Source organism: Phenylobacterium sp. (genome assembly GCF_030698145.1).
Classification (GTDB): Bacteria; Pseudomonadota; Alphaproteobacteria; order Caulobacterales; family Caulobacteraceae; genus Phenylobacterium.
This window is the reverse complement of the sequence record NZ_JAUYNW010000079.1, coordinates 1-15,930: the sequence shown is the minus strand read 5'-3', so window position 1 is coordinate 15,930 and position 15,930 is coordinate 1. Positions and strand designations below refer to the sequence as shown.

At 69.4% G+C, this 15,930-nt stretch carries 17 protein-coding genes; 7 read left to right on the top strand and 10 right to left on the bottom strand.

The annotated features are described in order from the left end of the window. Positions 1-127 precede the first annotated feature (127 nt). Genes Q8Q77_RS11310 through Q8Q77_RS11300 form a run of 3 tightly spaced genes read left to right on the top strand, consistent with a single transcriptional unit; the run spans position 128 to position 3,836 of the window. Positions 128-634, top strand: coding sequence for a 2Fe-2S iron-sulfur cluster-binding protein (locus tag Q8Q77_RS11310; RefSeq protein WP_305583677.1), 507 nt, complete (start codon positions 128-130; stop codon positions 632-634). Beyond that, positions 631-1,575 (top strand): xanthine dehydrogenase family protein subunit M, encoded by a 945-nt coding sequence (locus tag Q8Q77_RS11305; RefSeq protein WP_305583676.1) that lies wholly within the window; start codon positions 631-633, stop codon positions 1,573-1,575. Before Q8Q77_RS11310 ends, Q8Q77_RS11305 begins: the two co-directional genes overlap by 4 nt. Continuing rightward, positions 1,572-3,836 carry a xanthine dehydrogenase family protein molybdopterin-binding subunit gene (locus tag Q8Q77_RS11300; RefSeq protein WP_305583675.1) on the top strand — a complete coding sequence of 755 codons (2,265 nt, stop codon included), beginning with the start codon at positions 1,572-1,574 and terminating at the stop codon, positions 3,834-3,836. The genes Q8Q77_RS11305 and Q8Q77_RS11300 overlap by 4 nt, the downstream gene beginning before the upstream one ends. 7 nt (positions 3,837-3,843) lie before the next feature. On the opposite strand, the gene Q8Q77_RS11295 is transcribed toward Q8Q77_RS11300, so the two are convergent. Together Q8Q77_RS11295 and Q8Q77_RS11290 are read right to left on the bottom strand one after the other, a co-directional pair. Continuing rightward, entirely contained in the window at positions 3,844-4,521 is a 678-nt protein-coding gene (locus tag Q8Q77_RS11295; RefSeq protein WP_305583674.1) for an HAD family hydrolase, read from the bottom strand. Between the two features lie 42 nt (positions 4,522-4,563). After that, positions 4,564-5,361, bottom strand: coding sequence for an AraC family transcriptional regulator (locus Q8Q77_RS11290; protein ID WP_305583673.1), 798 nt, complete (start codon positions 5,359-5,361; stop codon positions 4,564-4,566). A 196-nt stretch (positions 5,362-5,557) separates the two neighbouring features. On the opposite strand from Q8Q77_RS11290, the gene Q8Q77_RS11285 reads away from it, so the two are divergent. Next, entirely contained in the window at positions 5,558-6,019 is a 462-nt protein-coding gene (locus Q8Q77_RS11285; RefSeq protein WP_305583672.1) for a nuclear transport factor 2 family protein, read from the top strand. Between the two features lie 9 nt (positions 6,020-6,028). Here the strand turns inward: Q8Q77_RS11285 and Q8Q77_RS11280 are convergent, their stop codons facing one another. From Q8Q77_RS11280 to Q8Q77_RS11250, 7 genes are all read right to left on the bottom strand, one after another. Beyond that, positions 6,029-6,439, bottom strand: coding sequence for a TadE/TadG family type IV pilus assembly protein (locus Q8Q77_RS11280; protein WP_305583671.1), 411 nt, complete (start codon positions 6,437-6,439; stop codon positions 6,029-6,031). Beyond that, a complete protein-coding gene (locus tag Q8Q77_RS11275; RefSeq protein WP_305583670.1) occupies positions 6,429-6,848 on the bottom strand; it encodes a TadE/TadG family type IV pilus assembly protein in 420 nt (139 codons plus the stop codon). Before Q8Q77_RS11275 ends, Q8Q77_RS11280 begins: the two co-directional genes overlap by 11 nt. Further along, positions 6,845-8,041, bottom strand: coding sequence for a TadE/TadG family type IV pilus assembly protein (locus Q8Q77_RS11270; RefSeq protein ID WP_305583669.1), 1,197 nt, complete (start codon positions 8,039-8,041; stop codon positions 6,845-6,847). Before Q8Q77_RS11270 ends, Q8Q77_RS11275 begins: the two co-directional genes overlap by 4 nt. Before the next feature lie 285 nt (positions 8,042-8,326). Then, the gene (locus Q8Q77_RS11265; protein ID WP_305583668.1) at positions 8,327-8,704 is read right to left on the bottom strand and encodes a response regulator; all 378 of its coding nucleotides are present in this window, start codon (positions 8,702-8,704) and stop codon (positions 8,327-8,329) included. Between the two features lie 203 nt (positions 8,705-8,907). Beyond that, entirely contained in the window at positions 8,908-10,191 is a 1,284-nt protein-coding gene (locus Q8Q77_RS11260) for an HlyC/CorC family transporter (protein WP_305583678.1), read from the bottom strand. A gap of 2 nt (positions 10,192-10,193) precedes the next feature. Then, positions 10,194-11,306: a 3-dehydroquinate synthase gene (gene aroB, locus Q8Q77_RS11255; RefSeq protein ID WP_305583667.1), complete on the bottom strand. Its 1,113-nt coding sequence runs from the start codon at positions 11,304-11,306 to the stop codon at positions 10,194-10,196. After that, positions 11,303-11,851 (bottom strand): shikimate kinase, encoded by a 549-nt coding sequence (locus tag Q8Q77_RS11250; RefSeq protein WP_305583666.1) that lies wholly within the window; start codon positions 11,849-11,851, stop codon positions 11,303-11,305. The genes aroB and Q8Q77_RS11250 overlap by 4 nt, the downstream gene beginning before the upstream one ends. A gap of 70 nt (positions 11,852-11,921) precedes the next feature. Here Q8Q77_RS11250 and Q8Q77_RS11245 point away from each other — a divergent pair, with 70 nt between their 5' ends. Together Q8Q77_RS11245 and Q8Q77_RS11240 are read left to right on the top strand one after the other, a co-directional pair. Beyond that, positions 11,922-13,106, top strand: a complete 1,185-nt coding sequence (locus Q8Q77_RS11245; RefSeq protein WP_305583665.1) for a hypothetical protein — start codon at positions 11,922-11,924, stop codon at positions 13,104-13,106. Beyond that, the gene (locus Q8Q77_RS11240; RefSeq protein WP_305583664.1) at positions 13,103-14,014 is read left to right on the top strand and encodes a site-specific tyrosine recombinase XerD; all 912 of its coding nucleotides are present in this window, start codon (positions 13,103-13,105) and stop codon (positions 14,012-14,014) included. Before Q8Q77_RS11245 ends, Q8Q77_RS11240 begins: the two co-directional genes overlap by 4 nt. A 54-nt stretch (positions 14,015-14,068) precedes the next feature. Here the strand turns inward: Q8Q77_RS11240 and Q8Q77_RS11235 are convergent, their stop codons facing one another. Continuing rightward, entirely contained in the window at positions 14,069-14,941 is an 873-nt protein-coding gene (locus Q8Q77_RS11235) for a glycine zipper 2TM domain-containing protein (protein ID WP_305583663.1), read from the bottom strand. Between the two features lie 252 nt (positions 14,942-15,193). Here Q8Q77_RS11235 and Q8Q77_RS11230 point away from each other — a divergent pair. Beyond that, positions 15,194-15,930 (top strand): acetyl-CoA carboxylase carboxyltransferase subunit alpha (locus tag Q8Q77_RS11230; protein WP_305583662.1); only part of this gene is annotated, 737 nt, incomplete at its 3' end.

Below are 15,930 nucleotides of genomic sequence, written 5' to 3'. Positions count from 1 at the left end.
AAGGCCCTGGCTGAAGAATTGAACGGGCCCATCCACGCCCTTTCGGTCAAGGCGCTGGCTCCTGGAGAGCCGAGCTAGAATTATTTCCTGGTTCGCCGGACTGCGGCGGCCCGCCTGGGGAGGCGACATGAAGACGACGATCACCGTCAACGGGAAGGCGAGGGCGCTCGACCTCGATCCACGCACCAGCTTGCTGGACGCCTTGCGCGAGCACCTACATCTGACCGGCTCGAAGAAGGGCTGCGACCACGGCCAGTGCGGCGCCTGTACGGTGTTGGCGAACGGAGTGCGGATCAATTCGTGCCTCAGCCTGGCGGTCATGCATGACGGCGACGAGATCACCACCATCGAAGGGATTGGGACCGAAGACGCCCTGCACCCGATGCAGGTCGCCTTCCTCGACCAGGACGCCTTCCAGTGCGGCTACTGCACGCCAGGCCAGATCTGCTCGGCGGTTGGCATGCTGAAGGAGGCCGCCGACAACTGGCCGAGCCAGGCCACGGACGACCTGACCGGCGCCATCGCGCTCACCGACGCCGAGATCCGCGAGCGGATGAGCGGAAACATCTGCCGCTGCTCGGCCTATCCGCAGATCCTGGCGGCGATCCGCGACGTGGCTGGAGACGTCGCATGAGGCCCTTCACCTACGAACGCGCCGCCGACGCCCTCTCGGCCGTGAAGACCGTGGCCTCGACGCCCGGCGCCAAGTTCCTGGCCGGCGGCACCAATCTGCTGGACCTGATGAAGCTCGACATCGAGCGGCCGACCCACCTGGTGGACGTGGGCCGCCTACCGCTCGCGGGGATCGAGGCCGCCGACGGCGGCCTGCGGCTGGGCGGCGCGGCGACCAACAGCCAGGTGGCGGCCCACGCCACGGTGCGGTCGCTCTATCCGGTGCTGGTCCAGTCGATCGTCTCGGGCGGATCCGGCCAGCTCCGCAACAAGGCCACAGTAGGCGGCAACCTGCTGCAACGGACCCGTTGCGCCTATTTCTACGACACCACCAAGCCCTGCAATAAGCGCCAGCCCGGCTCGGGCTGCGGCGCCCTGGAGGGTCTGAACCGCAACAGCGCGATCTTCGGCGCCAGCGACCACTGCATCGCCACCCACCCGTCGGACATGGCCGTGGCCCTGACCGCGCTGGGCGCCAGCGTCGAGACCCTGTCGCCCGACGGCGCGTCGCGGACCATCGCGGTGCGCGACCTGCATCGGCTGCCCGGCGACGCGCCGCAGATCGAGACCGACCTCGGCCCCGGCGAACTGATCACCGCCGTGGTGATCCCGCCGCCGCCCAAGGGCGGCCAAGCCTACGCCAAGGTCCGGGACCGCGCCTCCTACGCCGGGGGTCTGGCCAGCGTGGCGGTGGCCGGCGGCCAGGTGGCCTTCGGCGCGGTGGCGCACAAGCCCTGGCGCGCGGAGAAGGTCGAGGCCGCCTTGGCCGCCGGCGCCTCTCCGGCCGAGGCCGTGGAGGCCGAGCTTTCGACCGCGAGGGCGAACGGCCGCAACGCATTCAAGATCGATGTCATCCGCCGGCTCACGGCGGCGACCCTGACCGAGCAAGGGAGAGGCGCATGACCTCCGTCAAGGATTGGGCCGCTCCCAACCCCATCACCGAAAACCGTGGCGGGCTGATCGGCAAGGGCGTCGACCGCTACGAGGGCAAGCTCAAGGTCACAGGGACCGCCCCCTACGCCTACGAGGTCGAACCGCCGTCGCCGCCGGCCTATGGCTATCTGGTCTTGGCCTCGATCCCGCGTGGGCGGATCGTCCGAATCGACACCGCCGCCGCGGAGGCCTCGCCCGGGGTCCAGTTCGTCTGGACCCACCTCAACGTCCCGGCCCAGGCGCCGCGCGGAACCCGCACCAATCCCCGCAGCCAGCGGGCCTCGAACCCGGCCTTCGCCAGCGACCGCATCGAGTTCTTCGGCCAGTCGGTGGCCTTCGTGGTCGCCGACACCTTCGAGAACGCCCGGGCCGCCGCAAACCTGGTCGAGGTCGACTACGCCGCCGAAGAGGCGCTGGTGAGCTTCGAGGCCAACCTCGACCAGGCCGACCAGCCACCCGGTGAGGAGGATGTCCACATCGGCGACTTCCCCGCCGCCTATGGCGCGGCGCCGGTCACCGTCGACGAGACCTATGTCAGCCCGATCCAGAACCACGTGCAGATGGAGCCGGTGGCGACGCTCGCCTGGTGGGACGGCGACAAGGTCACGGTCCACACCTCGATCCAGATGGTGAAGGGCGGCCAGCACGCGCTGGCCGAGACCCTGGCTATCCCCGGCGACCGGGTCCATCTCCTGACCCGCTACATCGGCGGTGGTTTCGGCGGCAAGGGTCAGCCCTATGACGACCTGATCCTCGCCGCCCTCGGCGCGCGGGAGCTGGGGCGGCCGGTGAAGATCGCCTACACCCGCCAGCAGATGTTCCACGGCACCATCCACCGGCCCGCGGTGATCATGCGCGTGCGGCTGGGCGCGCAGCCCGACGGCCGGCTGACGGCCTTCGCGGTGGAGGCGACCACCCACTGCGCGCGCAACGCCATCTTCACCGAGCACGCGGCCAATTTCTCCCGCAACCTCTACGCCGCGCCCAACCGGCTGACCGGCCACCGCCTCGTGAAGATGGACCTGCCGGGCGCCGGGCCCATGCGGGCGCCGGGGGAGGCGCCGGGCATGCTCAGCCTGGAATGCGCCATGGACGAGTTGGCCGAGAAGCTCGGCATGGATCCCATCGAGCTGCGCATCCGCAACGAGCCGGACGTGGACCCGGAGACCGGCAAGCCGTTCTCGATCCGCCAGCTGGTCCAGTGCCTGACCGACGGCGCCCAGCGCTTCGGCTGGGACCGCCGCAATCCCAAGCCCGGCCAGGTCCGCGACGGGCGCTGGCTGGTGGGCATGGGCATGGCCTGCGCCATCCGCGGCAACTTCCTGCTGCCGGCCAAGGCCGGGGTGCGGATCGACGCCGACGGGACCATCACCCTGCGCCAGGGCATGACGGACATCGGCACCGGCACCTACACCATCCTGGCCCAGATCACCGCCGAGACCCTGGGTGTCCCCATGGCCCAGGTGAAGGTGGAGATCGGCGATTCCGAGTTCCCGCCGGCGCCGGGTTCCGGCGGCCAGTTCGGGGCCGCGACCGCGGGCTCGGCGGCCTACGAGGCCGGGATGAACCTGCGCAAGGCGCTGACCGAACTCGCCGTGGGCGACCCCAACTCGCCGCTCTACGGCGGGCCAGCGGAGTACGTGACCTTCGAGAACGGCCTGATCGGTATCGAGAACCGCACGGAGGGCCTGGCCGCCCTGGTGGCTCGCGCGGCCCCGGAAGGGGTCTATGTGGAGGGCTCGATCAGCCCCGCCGCTGACGCCCGCGACTATTCCCAGCACACCTACGGCGCCCATTTCGCCGAGGTCGGGGTGGACACGGTCACCGGCGAGGTGCGGATGCGCAAGATGTTCGGGGTATTCGCGGCCGGCCGTATTCTCAACGCCAAGACCGCCAAGAGCCAGGTCACCGGCGGCATGATCTGGGGCGTCGGCACGGCGCTCACCGAGGGCAACGCCGTGGACCCGCGCTACGGCTCCTTCATCAATCAGGACATGGCCGGATACCTGGTGCCCAGCCACGCCGATATCGTGGACCTGGACGCCATCTTCCTGGACGAGGCCGACGACAAGGCCAATCCCATGGGCATAAAGGGCGTCGGAGAGCTGGGCATCTGCGGGGCCGGGGCGGCGGTGGCCAACGCCATCTACAACGCCTGCGGCGTGCGGCTGCGCGACTATCCGATGACCCCCGACAGGGTGTTGGCCGGGATGATCGCCAAGGGCCTCTAAGCGCGGCTCACGGTTCGTGGCCCGCGACTAGATCCAGCACCTGGGGGAGGGTGTCGATGATCGCCCCCGGCACGGGCGGAAGGTCGCGCGGCCAAGTCGCCTCGCGGCCGAACCAGGCTGTACGAAGGCCAGCCGCGTGGGCGCCCAGCACATCGACGACCGGATTGTCGCCGACAAAGAGGCATTGGCCAGGTTCGGCGGCCAGCCGGGCGACGGCCCGCAGGAAGAGGTCGGCTTCGGGCTTGCGCAGACCTTCGGCCTGGGAGACCAGGACGCAATCGACTAGGTCGCGCAGGCCCAACGCATCGACATGTCGCATCTGGAACTCCGTCTCGCCATTGGTGACGACGCCGAGGCGCAGGCCCCGCGCGCGCAGCGTCCGAAGCGTGTCGGCCATTCCAGGAAAGGCTTTGGCGTAGCGGCAGCAGCGTTTGCGGTAGTCGGCCAACAGGGCGTCGGCCGCCCCCTGGTCGCCGCCGAAGTCCGAGAGGATGGCGGGATAGACAACCGACTTGTCGACATGGCCCCGCGCGTCGAGCGTGAGGAAATGGTCCCGCCAAGCCGCAAAAGGCGCCCGGCCCAGCCGGTCGCCGAAACGCCGATGCTGGTCGCCGAGGAAGGCGACGAGCGACCGGGTGCGGTCAAGCAGGGTTTCGTCGAGGTCGAAGAGAACAGCTGAGATCACCGGAACAGCATAGCCGACGAGCCGTGGTCCGCGACAGGCTGCTCAGCCGGGTCCGCGCCGCCGGGGCGGGCGCGTCCGCCGCCGCGGCGCGCCGCGATAGGCCGAGGGCGTGACGCCGTGGGCGGCGCGGAAGGCGGCGGTGAAGTGGCTGTGGCTGGAGAAGCCCAGGTCCAGCGCCAGGCCCGCGATGTCGTCGGTCTCGGGAAGCAGGGCCAGGGCGCGGGTGAGCCGCAGCCGGCGCTGGTAGCGGCCGATGGGCGTGCCCTCGGCGCGATGGAAGATCTCGGCCAGATAGACCGGCGAGACACCCAGGGTCCGGCCGATCCGGGTCAGGGACAGGGGCTCGGTCGCCTGGGCCAGCATCTCCTTGACCGCGGCGACCAGGCGCAGCGGGCGCGGCCCGACGGTCTCCGTGCGGGCGACCGGCGCCCCGAGCGCCGCGCGCAGCAGGCGCAGAGCGGCGTCCTCGATCGTCAGGCCGTCCTCCCCCTCGCCGCGGACCAGGGCCGCCGCTAGCCGCTGGACCGTATGCGATGCGGGAATGGTCAGGTCGCCGAACCGGGCCAGGCCCTCGCCGCCCGGGTGGACCAGCTCCTCGAGGTGGTCGTCGGCCAGGGTGATGATGATGGCCCGCACATGGTCGTCGGCCAGGCGGCGGTCGCGGGAGACCAGGCCGGGCGGGATCATCAGCACCTGGTTGGGATCGCAGATCGCCTCGCGCCGGCCCACCTTGAAATAGAACGTACTGGCGATCGGGATCAGAATCTGGCGTTCGGCCGACAGCACCTCCGGCGTCCAGTCCGGCGTCAGGCCGTGGGCCGTGGCGAGGTCGACGCGCAAGGGGCCGCGATCAACGAGGCGCCGGCGCGTTTCGTAGAAGGCGTCGGGGCAAGATAGCTGGGTCACTCGGGCAGCATGAGCCCGGGCGTGGCCTCGGCGCTATCGGAAAATTCAGGTCGGGCGACCTGAAGAACCTGAAAGTCCGAGGGGCGGCGCACGGCTAGGTTCGCCGCCGGAAACGCCTGGAGAACCGCCCGTGGACCCGAAACTGATGAGCCTGTTCCTCGCCACGGCGGCTGCCTTCGTGGCGCCCAGCGTGGCGCGGCCCGGGCCGGAGGACGACCGCAGGGTCGTCGCCGCCCTGGACCTGGCGTACCAGGCCGCTGTGAAGCGCAATGACGCCGCGGCCATGGACGCGATCCTGCACGACGACTTCACCCTGGTGCTGGGCGACGGCCGCACCGTGTCGCGCGACGACCTGCTGGAGGAGGCCCGCGCGGGTTCGATCACCTATGAGCAGCAGGACGAGGACCCCGACACCCAGACCGTGCGGGTTTGGGGCGACACCGCGGTGGTCACCGCCCGCCTGTGGGTGAAGGGCGTCAACGCAAAGGGCGCCTTCGATCGCAAGCTGTGGTTCAGCGACACCTACGTCCGCACGCCCAAGGGCTGGCGCCACGCCTTCGCCCAGGCCTCGCTCAGCCTGCCGAAACCATAGCGCAGCCAGCTACGTACCCTTCAGGACCGTGGTCTTGGTGATCTGGTAGGGCACGGCGAACGACGCCAGTCCCGGGACCCCGAACTCGGCGACATAGCTCGCACTCAGCCGGGCGACCTTACCTCCGGTGACATCGGACTTGGTCAGAGTCACCGTAACGTCGGTGTTGGCCGCTCGGTTCAGACGCGCCGACACTATGGCCTGTAGGGCAGATTCGGTGAGGGTCGGGTCGATCAGCAGGGCGCGCGACGCGGAGTCCATGGCGCTGCGCAGGCTTGAGACGCTGTGCTGCATCCAGCCGAACTGGAAGATGCCGAACAGAAGGACCAGCATCAGCGGCGCGACCATCGCGAATTCGACGGCCGAGGCGCCGCCCTCATGGGCCGTCCGCCGCAGGAACGCCGCCGCCTTACCGGACACGGACGACCATCCGGTCAACGGTGGGATTGCCGCCCCCTTCCAGGGGGGCCGAGGCCGACAAGGTCACGTAGACCGCCGGCGGACGACTGGCCGGGCAGAGGCTGGTGCAGGTGATCGCCGTCTCTCCACAGCGGCAGGACCGCGACGTCGTGATGTAAGCGCCGGCGGGCTTGTGGCGCCAGTCGCCCACCGCCAGGGTGGCGGCGGTCGCATCGTCGGAGCCGCCGTTCAAATAGTATTCTGCGCCGACCTTGAGGGCGCTGCGCATGTCCTGGCGGCTGTCGGCGAACTCCCAGATGGCGAATGAGGTCGCCGCGAGGAGGGCGATCACCGGAGCGATGAGCGCGAATTCGACGGCCGCTATGCCGCGCTCATCACGCAGGCGACGGAAGAGGGCTGACATCTTCATGCGGTGAGCCTCACGAGATTGAGCAGGGGGATCGGCATCATGCCGAGCGCGCTGCAATCGGCGCCGACGGTGGCGTTTCCGGTCCATTGGACCAGGCGGGCCACGACCTGGGTGCAGCCGTTGATCCCCGAGAAGTTGCCCTGGTAGTCGACCTCCCCGCCGGCGTAGTAGATCGCGCCGGTCATGCTCGACGTCGCGTCGCCCAGGAACTTGTTGGTTCCGCCGAGGGTGCGGTCGCCGAAGAACAGCACGCCGGAGTAAGTCCCGCTGGTCGGGGCGGCCAGGTCGACGTGGGCCGACCCGTTCATCTTCACGTGCCCGCCGCTGGTCGTATAGATCGTGACCCCGGACCCGACGATGCTGGCGGTGGCGTTCACCGTGAAGTCGCCCTCCACATAGTAGACGCCGGGATTGAAGGTCAGGTCCCCCTTGGCGGTCAGGCCGCCGCAATAGCGCCCCGGGTTCAGCGTGCCATTGGTAGGAACCGGCTTGCAGCCGCCGCTGGGTGAGGGCGTGGGCAGGTTCTTGTAGGGGTCGGCCACGGGCGTCGCATCAATGATCGGCGTCTCGCACTCGCTCATGGTCAGGCCCGAGGTGGCGGTCACGCCGCCGGCGGAGATGACGCATTCGGTGGAGAGCTTGGCCGAGCCTTGGACGTTGACGGCGTTGGAGGCCACGGAGTTGGCCATCACGCTGCAGCCTTCCAGGGTCAGGGTGGAGCTGCCCGAGAACTGCGCCGCGGCGCCCGCCGTCGGGTCCAGGGCCAGGATGCAGGCGCTGGCCGCGGAATTGTAGGTGGCCACCGCGCGGGTCGAGAAAGCGACCCGCTCGTCCAGGAAGAAGGCGCTGAAGAAGCGCGGCGCCTGGTCGCGGAGGATCACCTCGACCTGGCCGCCCCCGTTCAGTTCCTGAGGGGTCACGCTGATGACGCCTGGATCGACGTCGAAGCCATTCGCTTCAGCCGTGAGCGTGGCGACGGCGACCACCTCTTCGGTCGTCGATCCCGACCGGCCTTCCAGCGCCGCGGCATAGGCCGAGGCGTCGACCGCGGCCTGCATGGAAGCGCGCTTGAAATACCAGTAGGTGGTCTCGACCCCGAAGGCCGCGCCGCCGATCACCAGGGGTAAGGCCAAGGCGAATAGGACGGCGACATTTCCGCCAGCATGACAAGCGAACGCCTTGAATTTCAGCATCGTCGCCCCCCGATTTCAAGATCAGGGTGGAAGAATACGAAGTCGTGCTGAATCTTAACTTAAGACGCCAAGTTAACTCGAAAAATTCCCAGGAATCCCCTGTGGAATAGAAGATTCTGAATCGACATTAAAGGTAATTAGGAAAAATGGATTCACCAAGCGAACCAGGTTCGTCGAACGCAATACTTATTCACGGGGTTGTTGGCGACGGCGATCCGGCGCGGCGTTCCTGTCGAATCGAGCGTTCTGGAGGCGGATTGGCTTGAAGGCGCGCAGCGCGCGCCGTCAGACGACCTTGGCTCGCAGTTCGCCGAGGATCCGGGCCAGGTCGCCCTCGCGGAACGGCTTCTGCAGGACCATGGAGCCCTTGTCGACGTCGCGCAGCCCGGCGTCGCCGTAACCGGTGGCGAACGCGAACGGCGCGCCCTTGGCCCGCAGGAGGTCGGCGAGCGGGAAGATCGGCTGACCGCCCAGATTGACGTCCAGGACCGCGCAATCGATTTCGGCGGTGTTGGCCAGTTCGATGGCCTCGTCGAGGCGGGAGGCGGGGCCGACGACCTTGCAGCCCAAATCCTCCAGCATGTCCTCGATCAGCATCGAGACCATCATCTCGTCCTCGACAACGAGGACGCGGAGACCTGTCAGATCCGGAATTTCGCTCATTCTCGCTCCAAAGCCCGGTATCCGCCGGTGTCACCACAAGAACCGCGCCGAACCGATCATAGCCATGTCCAGGCCTTAGAGCGAGACTGTCCGACGGACGACACCCCCAGCACCGTCCGTCGGACCGGAATCGCAAAGTCGCTGCGATCCACGGTCACGATTGAAGACCTTCGCATCGAGGGTGTCTGTCGGTTTCCCGACGATCAGACCTCGACCGTCTCCTGAGGCGGCGAGACGCGTAGGCAGGTGATCTGGTTGCGCTCGCGCTTCACCACCTGGAAGCGATGGCCGTAGAAGGTCCAGGTCTGGCCGACCTTGGGAATGGTCTGGGCCTCATGGATCACCAGGCCGGCCACCGTAACCGCATCGTCGTCGGGCAGATTCCAGTCCAGCGCCCGGTTCAGATCGCGGATCGCAACCCAGCCGTCGACCATCACCGAGCCGTCGGGTTGGCGGCGCACGCCCTCCAGCGCGCTGTCGTGCTCATCCTCGATCTCGCCGACGATCTCCTCGAGGATGTCCTCGAGGGTGATCAGGCCCTGCAGGGAGCCATATTCGTCGACCACCAGGGCGAAATGGCTCTGGCGCTTGAGGAAGGCGTTGAGCTGGTCCTTCAGGGTGGTGGTTTCCGGAATGAACCAGGGCTCGCGGACGATGGCCGGGATGTCCAGCTTCTCGAAGGCGGCGTTGGAGCCCGCCATGGCCACCAGCAGGTCCTTGGCGTGCAGGATGCCGATGATGTTCTCAGTGTCGTTGCGATAGAGCGGCACGCGGCTGTGGCCGCTCTCCAGCATGGCCGCCACCAGTTCGCGCGCGGGCAGGTCGGCGTCGATCATCGAAATCGACTTGCGGTGGACCATGACCTGGGTGACGTCCATTTCCGAGAGGTCGAGCACCCCGCCCAGCATCTGGCGGTCGCGGCTTTCGACCAGCCCCTCGGAGTGGTGGTACTCCACGGCGCCGCGGATCTCCTCGTGGGCGGCCAGGACGTCGGTCTCCATGGAGAGCTTGATGCCGAACGGCTTCAGGGTCTGGCGCACCACCCACTGGGCGCTGTTGGCCAGGGGGCCGAACACTTTCACCACCCAAATGGTCGGGATCGACAGCGCGCGGGCCACGTCGTCGGCGCGCGCGATGGCCAGGGACTTGGGCAGGATCTCGCTGAAGATCACGATGAGCACGGTCATCACCGCGGTGGCCACCAGGGCGCCGATGGGGCCGGGAAAAGCGGCGGACAGGGCGAGCGTGGTCAGGGCGGACGCGCCGATGTTGATGACGTTGTTCGACAGCAGGATCGCCCCGATCATCTTCTCCTGATCGGCCATCAGCAGGTTGACGCGTCGGGCCGCGCGGTCCCCGTCACGTTCGAGCTGGTGCATCCGGCCGCGGCTGGCGGCGGTCATCGAGGTCTCGGCGGCGGAAATGAGTCCCGAGAGACTGAGCAGGACGACCAGGACCGGCGCGAGGCCGGCTAGGATCGCGAAGATCGTCACGGGAGGGCTCCTTCGGAGACGAGGAAGTCATGGACCGCCGGGGCGGCGACATCCTTGGCGACGAACGCGTCGCCGAGCGCGCGGGCCAGGATGAAGGTCAACTTCCCGTCCTCGGCCTTCTTGTCCTGGCCCATATGGCGGACCAGCTTGCCGGCGTCGAACGATGTGGCGGAAACCTCCGCGAGCCGGGTCGGCAGACCGGCCGCGGCGATGGCGGCCTCGGCCCGTTGGGCGTCCTGGGCCGAGCAGAGGCCCTGGGACGCGGAGAACCGGAAGGCGATGGCCGAGCCCGCCGCCACGGCCTCGCCGTGAAGCAGCGCCTCACCGTAGCCGGTCTCGGCCTCCAGGGCGTGGCCGAAGGTATGGCCGAGGTTCAGCAGGGCGCGGCGCCCGGCCTCCTTCTCGTCCTCGGCGACGATCTCGGCCTTCATCTCCACCGACCGGGCGACGGCGTAGCTCAGGGCCTCGGGCTCGCGCGCCAGGACTTTGGGCCCGTGGGCCTCCAGCCACTCGAAGAAGGCGAAGTCGCCCAGCAGGCCGTACTTGATCACCTCGGCGTAGCCCGCGCGCATCTCGCGATCGGGGAGGGTGGCCAGAACGTCCAGGTCGGCCAGCACCGCCAGGGGCTGATGAAAGGCGCCGATCAGGTTCTTGCCGCGGGCGGTGTCGATCGCGGTCTTGCCGCCCACCGAGGAGTCCACCTGGGCCAACAAGGTCGTTGGGACCTGCACGAAGTCGATCCCGCGCTTGTAGATCGCCGCGGCGAAGCCCGCGAGGTCGCCGACCACGCCGCCGCCGAAGGCCGTGACCACGTCGCCCCGGTCCAGCTCCAGGGCCAGCAGTCGGTCGCTGACGTCGGCCAGGCCCGCCCAGCTCTTGGTCGGCTCGCCGGGCGGCACGATGACGGGATGGCAGGCGACGCCCGCGGCTTCCAGCGCCGCGGTCAGGCGCGCGCCGTGCAAGGCCCAGACCGTCTCGTCGCTGACAATGGCGGTGCGGGCGCGTTTGAACAGCGGCCTGAAGCGCACACCCGCCTCGTCCAGCAGGCCGGGGGCGATGACGACGTCGTAGGCGCGCTGGTCCAGGCCGACGCGGACGGTGCGGGTCATCGGGGGTGGTCCTGCAAATGGACGATCATGGCCTGGATCACCTGGTCGACGGTCACGTGGTGGGCGGCGTCGCCGGTCTCCACCACCACATCGGCCTGCGCATAGATGGGATAGCGTTCCGCCGCCTGGGCCTGGAGCACGTCCAGGGGATCCTTGCCCGCGATCAGCGGTCGATTGTCCTTGCGCCCCACGCGGCGCGCCAGCACGTCGAGGTCGGCCTTCAGCCAGACCGAGATGGAGCGGGACTTGATCAGGGCGCGGGTCTCGGCGTTCATGAAGGCGCCCCCACCGGTGGCCAGCACGTGGGGCGGGTCGTCCAGCAGGCGCGCGATCACCCGGCGTTCGCCCTCGCGGAAGGCGGCCTCGCCCAGGTCGGCGAAAATGTCGGGGATGGAGCGGCCGGCCGCGGTCTCGACCTCGGTGTCGGCGTCGCGGAACGGCAGCTCGAGCGCGTTGGCGAGCCGGCGGCCCACGCTCGATTTTCCAACGCCCATCAGGCCAACGAGGGCGATGGTCCGGGCGCGCAGCGGTGTGTAACGGTCCATGAACGGCGAAGGTCTACACGAGCAGGGCCCCTCGCGCCAACTTAGGGCGTTGAGTCGGGCAGAGGTGATGATGGCTCGACGGCTGGTCTGCTTGGCGCTCGGCGCCCTTCTGGTCTCCAGCGCGGCGATCGCGCAGGAGGTGGCGGTCGCGCCCCTGGCCGCGCCCGACCACTTCTCGACCGCCGGACGGGACACGGGACTGGGGCCCGACCTGTGGCGTGGAACCTCGCCGGCCACGGCCCGCACCGTGATCGCCCTGCTGGCGGCCAAGCCGCTCTCGCCCGCCGGCCGGGGCCTGGCCAGCCGGGTCCTGGCCACCGGCGCGACCGGGCCCGAAGGCGTGGGCCACGACCCGGGACTGGCCGGGGCGCGGGTCTCGGCCCTGTTGGCCCAGGGGGCGGTCGCCGAGGCCGGTGTGATCTTGGACAGGTCCTCAGGGCTCGACCGCTCACCCGAACTGGCCCGCGCCGCGGCCGAAGCGGCGCTGCTGGACGACGCTCCGGACCGCGCCTGCGCCATCGCCGCGCAACTGGCCACCGGGCGCGACGACATCTACTGGCTGCGCCTGCGCGCATACTGCCAGCAGCGGGCTGGGGAGACGGGCGCGGCCCAGCTCACCTTCGATCTGGCTCAGGGCCAGGCCCGCGACGCGGCCTATGGCCGGCTGCTGGGGGCGAAGCTGGCGGGCGGCGGTGATCCGGGACCGGCCTCGCTGCGCAACGGCCTGGACTACGCCCTTTCGCGCGACCTCTCGCTGGACCTCACCCAGGTCAAGGCCTCGCCGGCGGTGTCCGCGGCCCTGGAACGCGGCCAGTCGACGCCGGCGCCGGGCGATCCGGTGCTCGCCGACGCCATCAGCCTGGCCAAGGCCGGCCAGCAGGACGCCGCGACGCTGGGACGCCTCATCGAACGCGCCGGGTCCGTCGACGCCAAGGCCCGCCCCAAGGCGCAGAACGCGGCCCTGATCTTCGCCGCCCTCGGCGCGCCGGCCGACGCCAAGGCGCGCGGGGAGCTCGCGACCTATTCCGGCGCCGAGGCCAAGGCCTCGCCCTCGCGGATGCTGGCCCTGGAGCTGGCGGCCGACCAGAAGCTGGTCGGAGAGGCGGCCTTGCTGGCGCTGTGGATCGCCTCCGATTCCGGGGCGGCCGGGCCTCCGACCGGCGACCGGGTCAGGATCATCCGGGCGCTGAAGGCGATCGGCCTGGACGAGGACGCAAGGGCCTATGGCGCCGAAGGCCTGGCGGCGCAGCGATGAGCGGCGGCGGCTGGGTCGAGGCTTTCCTGGAGATGATGGCTGTGGAACGGGCCTCGGCCCGCAACACGCTCACCGCCTACGGCAAGGACCTGGCCGACGCGCAGGGGTTCCTGGCGGGACTCGGACGCGATCTGGCGGGCGCCTCGGCCGAAGACATCGAGAGCTACTTCGCCGCCGTGAGCGATCGGGGCCTGTCGCCGGCGACCGCGGCCCGCCGCCGCGCGGCCGTGCGCCAGTTCTATCGCTTCGTACTGGGCGAGGGCTGGCGTGGCGACGATCCCTCGCGCCGGGTCGAGGCGCCTAAGAAGGGCCGTCCGCTGCCCAAGGTGCTGAGCCGAGCGGAGGTGGACGCCATCATCGCCGCGGCGTCGGCCCGCGACGGCGTCCAGGGCCTGCGCCTGGGCTGCATGGTCGAGTTGGCCTACGCGTCTGGTCTGCGGATCTCGGAGCTGACCGCCCTGCCGCTGGCCGTGCTGGCCCGGGACCCAGCCTATCTGATCGTCAAGGGCAAGGGCGGCAAGGAGCGGCTGGCGCCCTTGAACCACGCGGCCCGAACCGCCGTGAAGGCCTATCTGGAGGTGCGCAAGGCGTTCCTACCCAAGGGCGACGCGGCTAATCCCTGGCTGTTCGCCTCGCGCGGCAAGGGCGGCCGACTGACCCCGCGGCGCTTTGGCCAACTCTTGGACGAGGCCGCCGCCGCCGCCGGCGTCGACCCGGCCCGGGTCAGCCCCCACGTCCTGCGCCACGCGTTCGCCACCCACCTGCTGGAAGGCGGCGCGGACCTGCGGGTGGTGCAGAAGCTACTGGGCCACGCCGACATCGCCACGACCCAGATCTATACCCACGTCGCGGGGGACCGCCTCGCCGAGGTGGTCGCCAGCAAGCATCCCCTCGCCAAGAAGGGCTGACGACGAAAAGGCCGCCCGCGTGAGCGGACGGCCCTTGGTCGTTGCCCCTAGAGCCTAGCCGGTGATGCGGTAGCGGCCCTCGCGGTCCGGGCAGACCCGGACGTAGCGGTATTCGTCGCCCCTGATGGGCGCGGGCGCCAGGCGGCACCGCTGGCGGCTGTAGTAGCTGTAGTCGTACTGGCCCGACCGGCGGCCGCGCTCATACCGGCTCTCGCGGTACGGTATGGTCTGGTCGTAGCTGTAATAGTAGCCAGTGTCGTCGCAACGGGCGTTGGCGTTGGCCCTGCCGACACTGGCGCCGATAGCCCCGCCGACCACGGCGCCGAGCACGGCGCCTTCGGTGCGGGCGTTGCGGGCCGCGACGTTCGAGCCGAGGGCCGCGCCGGCCAGGGCGCCGATCAGGCCGCCGGCCACGGTGCTATTGTTGTTCCGTCCGCGGCAGGGGTCGACATAGGTCCCCGAGTAGGACGCGTCGCGACCATAGTCGCCGGCGGCCCAGACCGGCGGGGGACCGTAGCGGCGCTCATAGGCGCCCATTCCGTTGATGCGGTCGTAGCTGCGACGGTCGCTCTCATACTGTCGAAGCTGACGGTCGTAGTCGTCACGGCTGGACCAGCTCACGCCGCGATAGCGCTCGGTCCAATAGGTGTCGTCCCAGGACGGCGGAGCGCCATAGGCGCGCAGATAGGAGCCGGAGCCGTAGCGGGCGTCGTAGCGGTCACGTTCGCGCTCATAGGCTTCCCGGCGCTGGTCGTAGCTGGCGCGGGCCTCCTCGTACTGCTCGCGCCGCGCGGCGTAGTCGGCGCGGTCGCTCTCATAGGCGCGCACATCGCGCTGATACTGCTGGGTCGGCTGGTACTGGGCGAACGCCGGCGCGGCTGTGGCCAAGGCGGCGGTCGCGACAAGGGCGATCTTGATGGCTCTCATTGTGAACTCCTGACGTCAGACGCTGAACGCGTCGCTTGATGGAAGGGGAGCCTCCCGCCAGCCTCCCGCCGGACGTGGGTTCGGTTCGACCTTGGGTTTGAAAACGTTCCTCTAGGGTGGAGGTTGCACGCCGCGCGGGCGATCCGTCGAAGGCGACGAAACCACAAGCTGCTCCGCGGGCTTGTTAGGCTGAAGGTTCCCGCCTAATTTCCGCCCCTTCCGCACACGGAAGCGAAACAGAAGATTCCCCGGATGGCCGCGCACTACCTCGAGTTCGAGCGCCCTATCGCCGACCTCGAAGCCAAGATCGAGGAGCTCTCGAAACTGTCGGAGACCACGGGCTCCGGCGCGCTGGAGAGCGAGATCGAGGCCTTGCGCGCCCGCGCCCAGGACATGCGCCGGCAGGCCTATTCCAAGCTGGACGCCTGGCAGAAGACGCAGGTGGCGCGCCACCCGCAACGCCCGCACTTCGTCGACTATGTCGGCGGGCTGATCGAGGAGTTCGTGGAGTTGCGCGGCGACCGCAAGTTCGCCGACGACCAGGCGATCATGGGCGGCCTGGGCCGGTTTCGCGGTCAGCCGGTGGTGGTCATCGGTCACGAGAGGGGCCGCGACACCGTCACTCGTGTGAAGCACAATTTCGGCTACGCCCGGCCCGAGGGCTACCGCAAGGCTATCCGGCTGATGGAGATGGCCGAGCGCTTCAATTTACCCGTCATCAGCTTCGTAGATACGCCCGGCGCTTATCCGGGCCTCGGGTCCGAGGAGCGCGGCGTGGCCGAGGCCATCGCGCGTTCGACCGAGACATGTCTGATGCTGGGCGTGCCCATGGTGGCCGTGGTGACCGGCGAAGGCGGGTCCGGCGGAGCGATCGCCATGGCCTCCGGCAATCGCGTGCTGATCCTGGAGCACGCCGTCTATTCGGTGATCACGCCGGAGGGCGCCAACTCCATCCTCTGGCGTAGCGCCCGCACGGCCGAGGAAGCCGC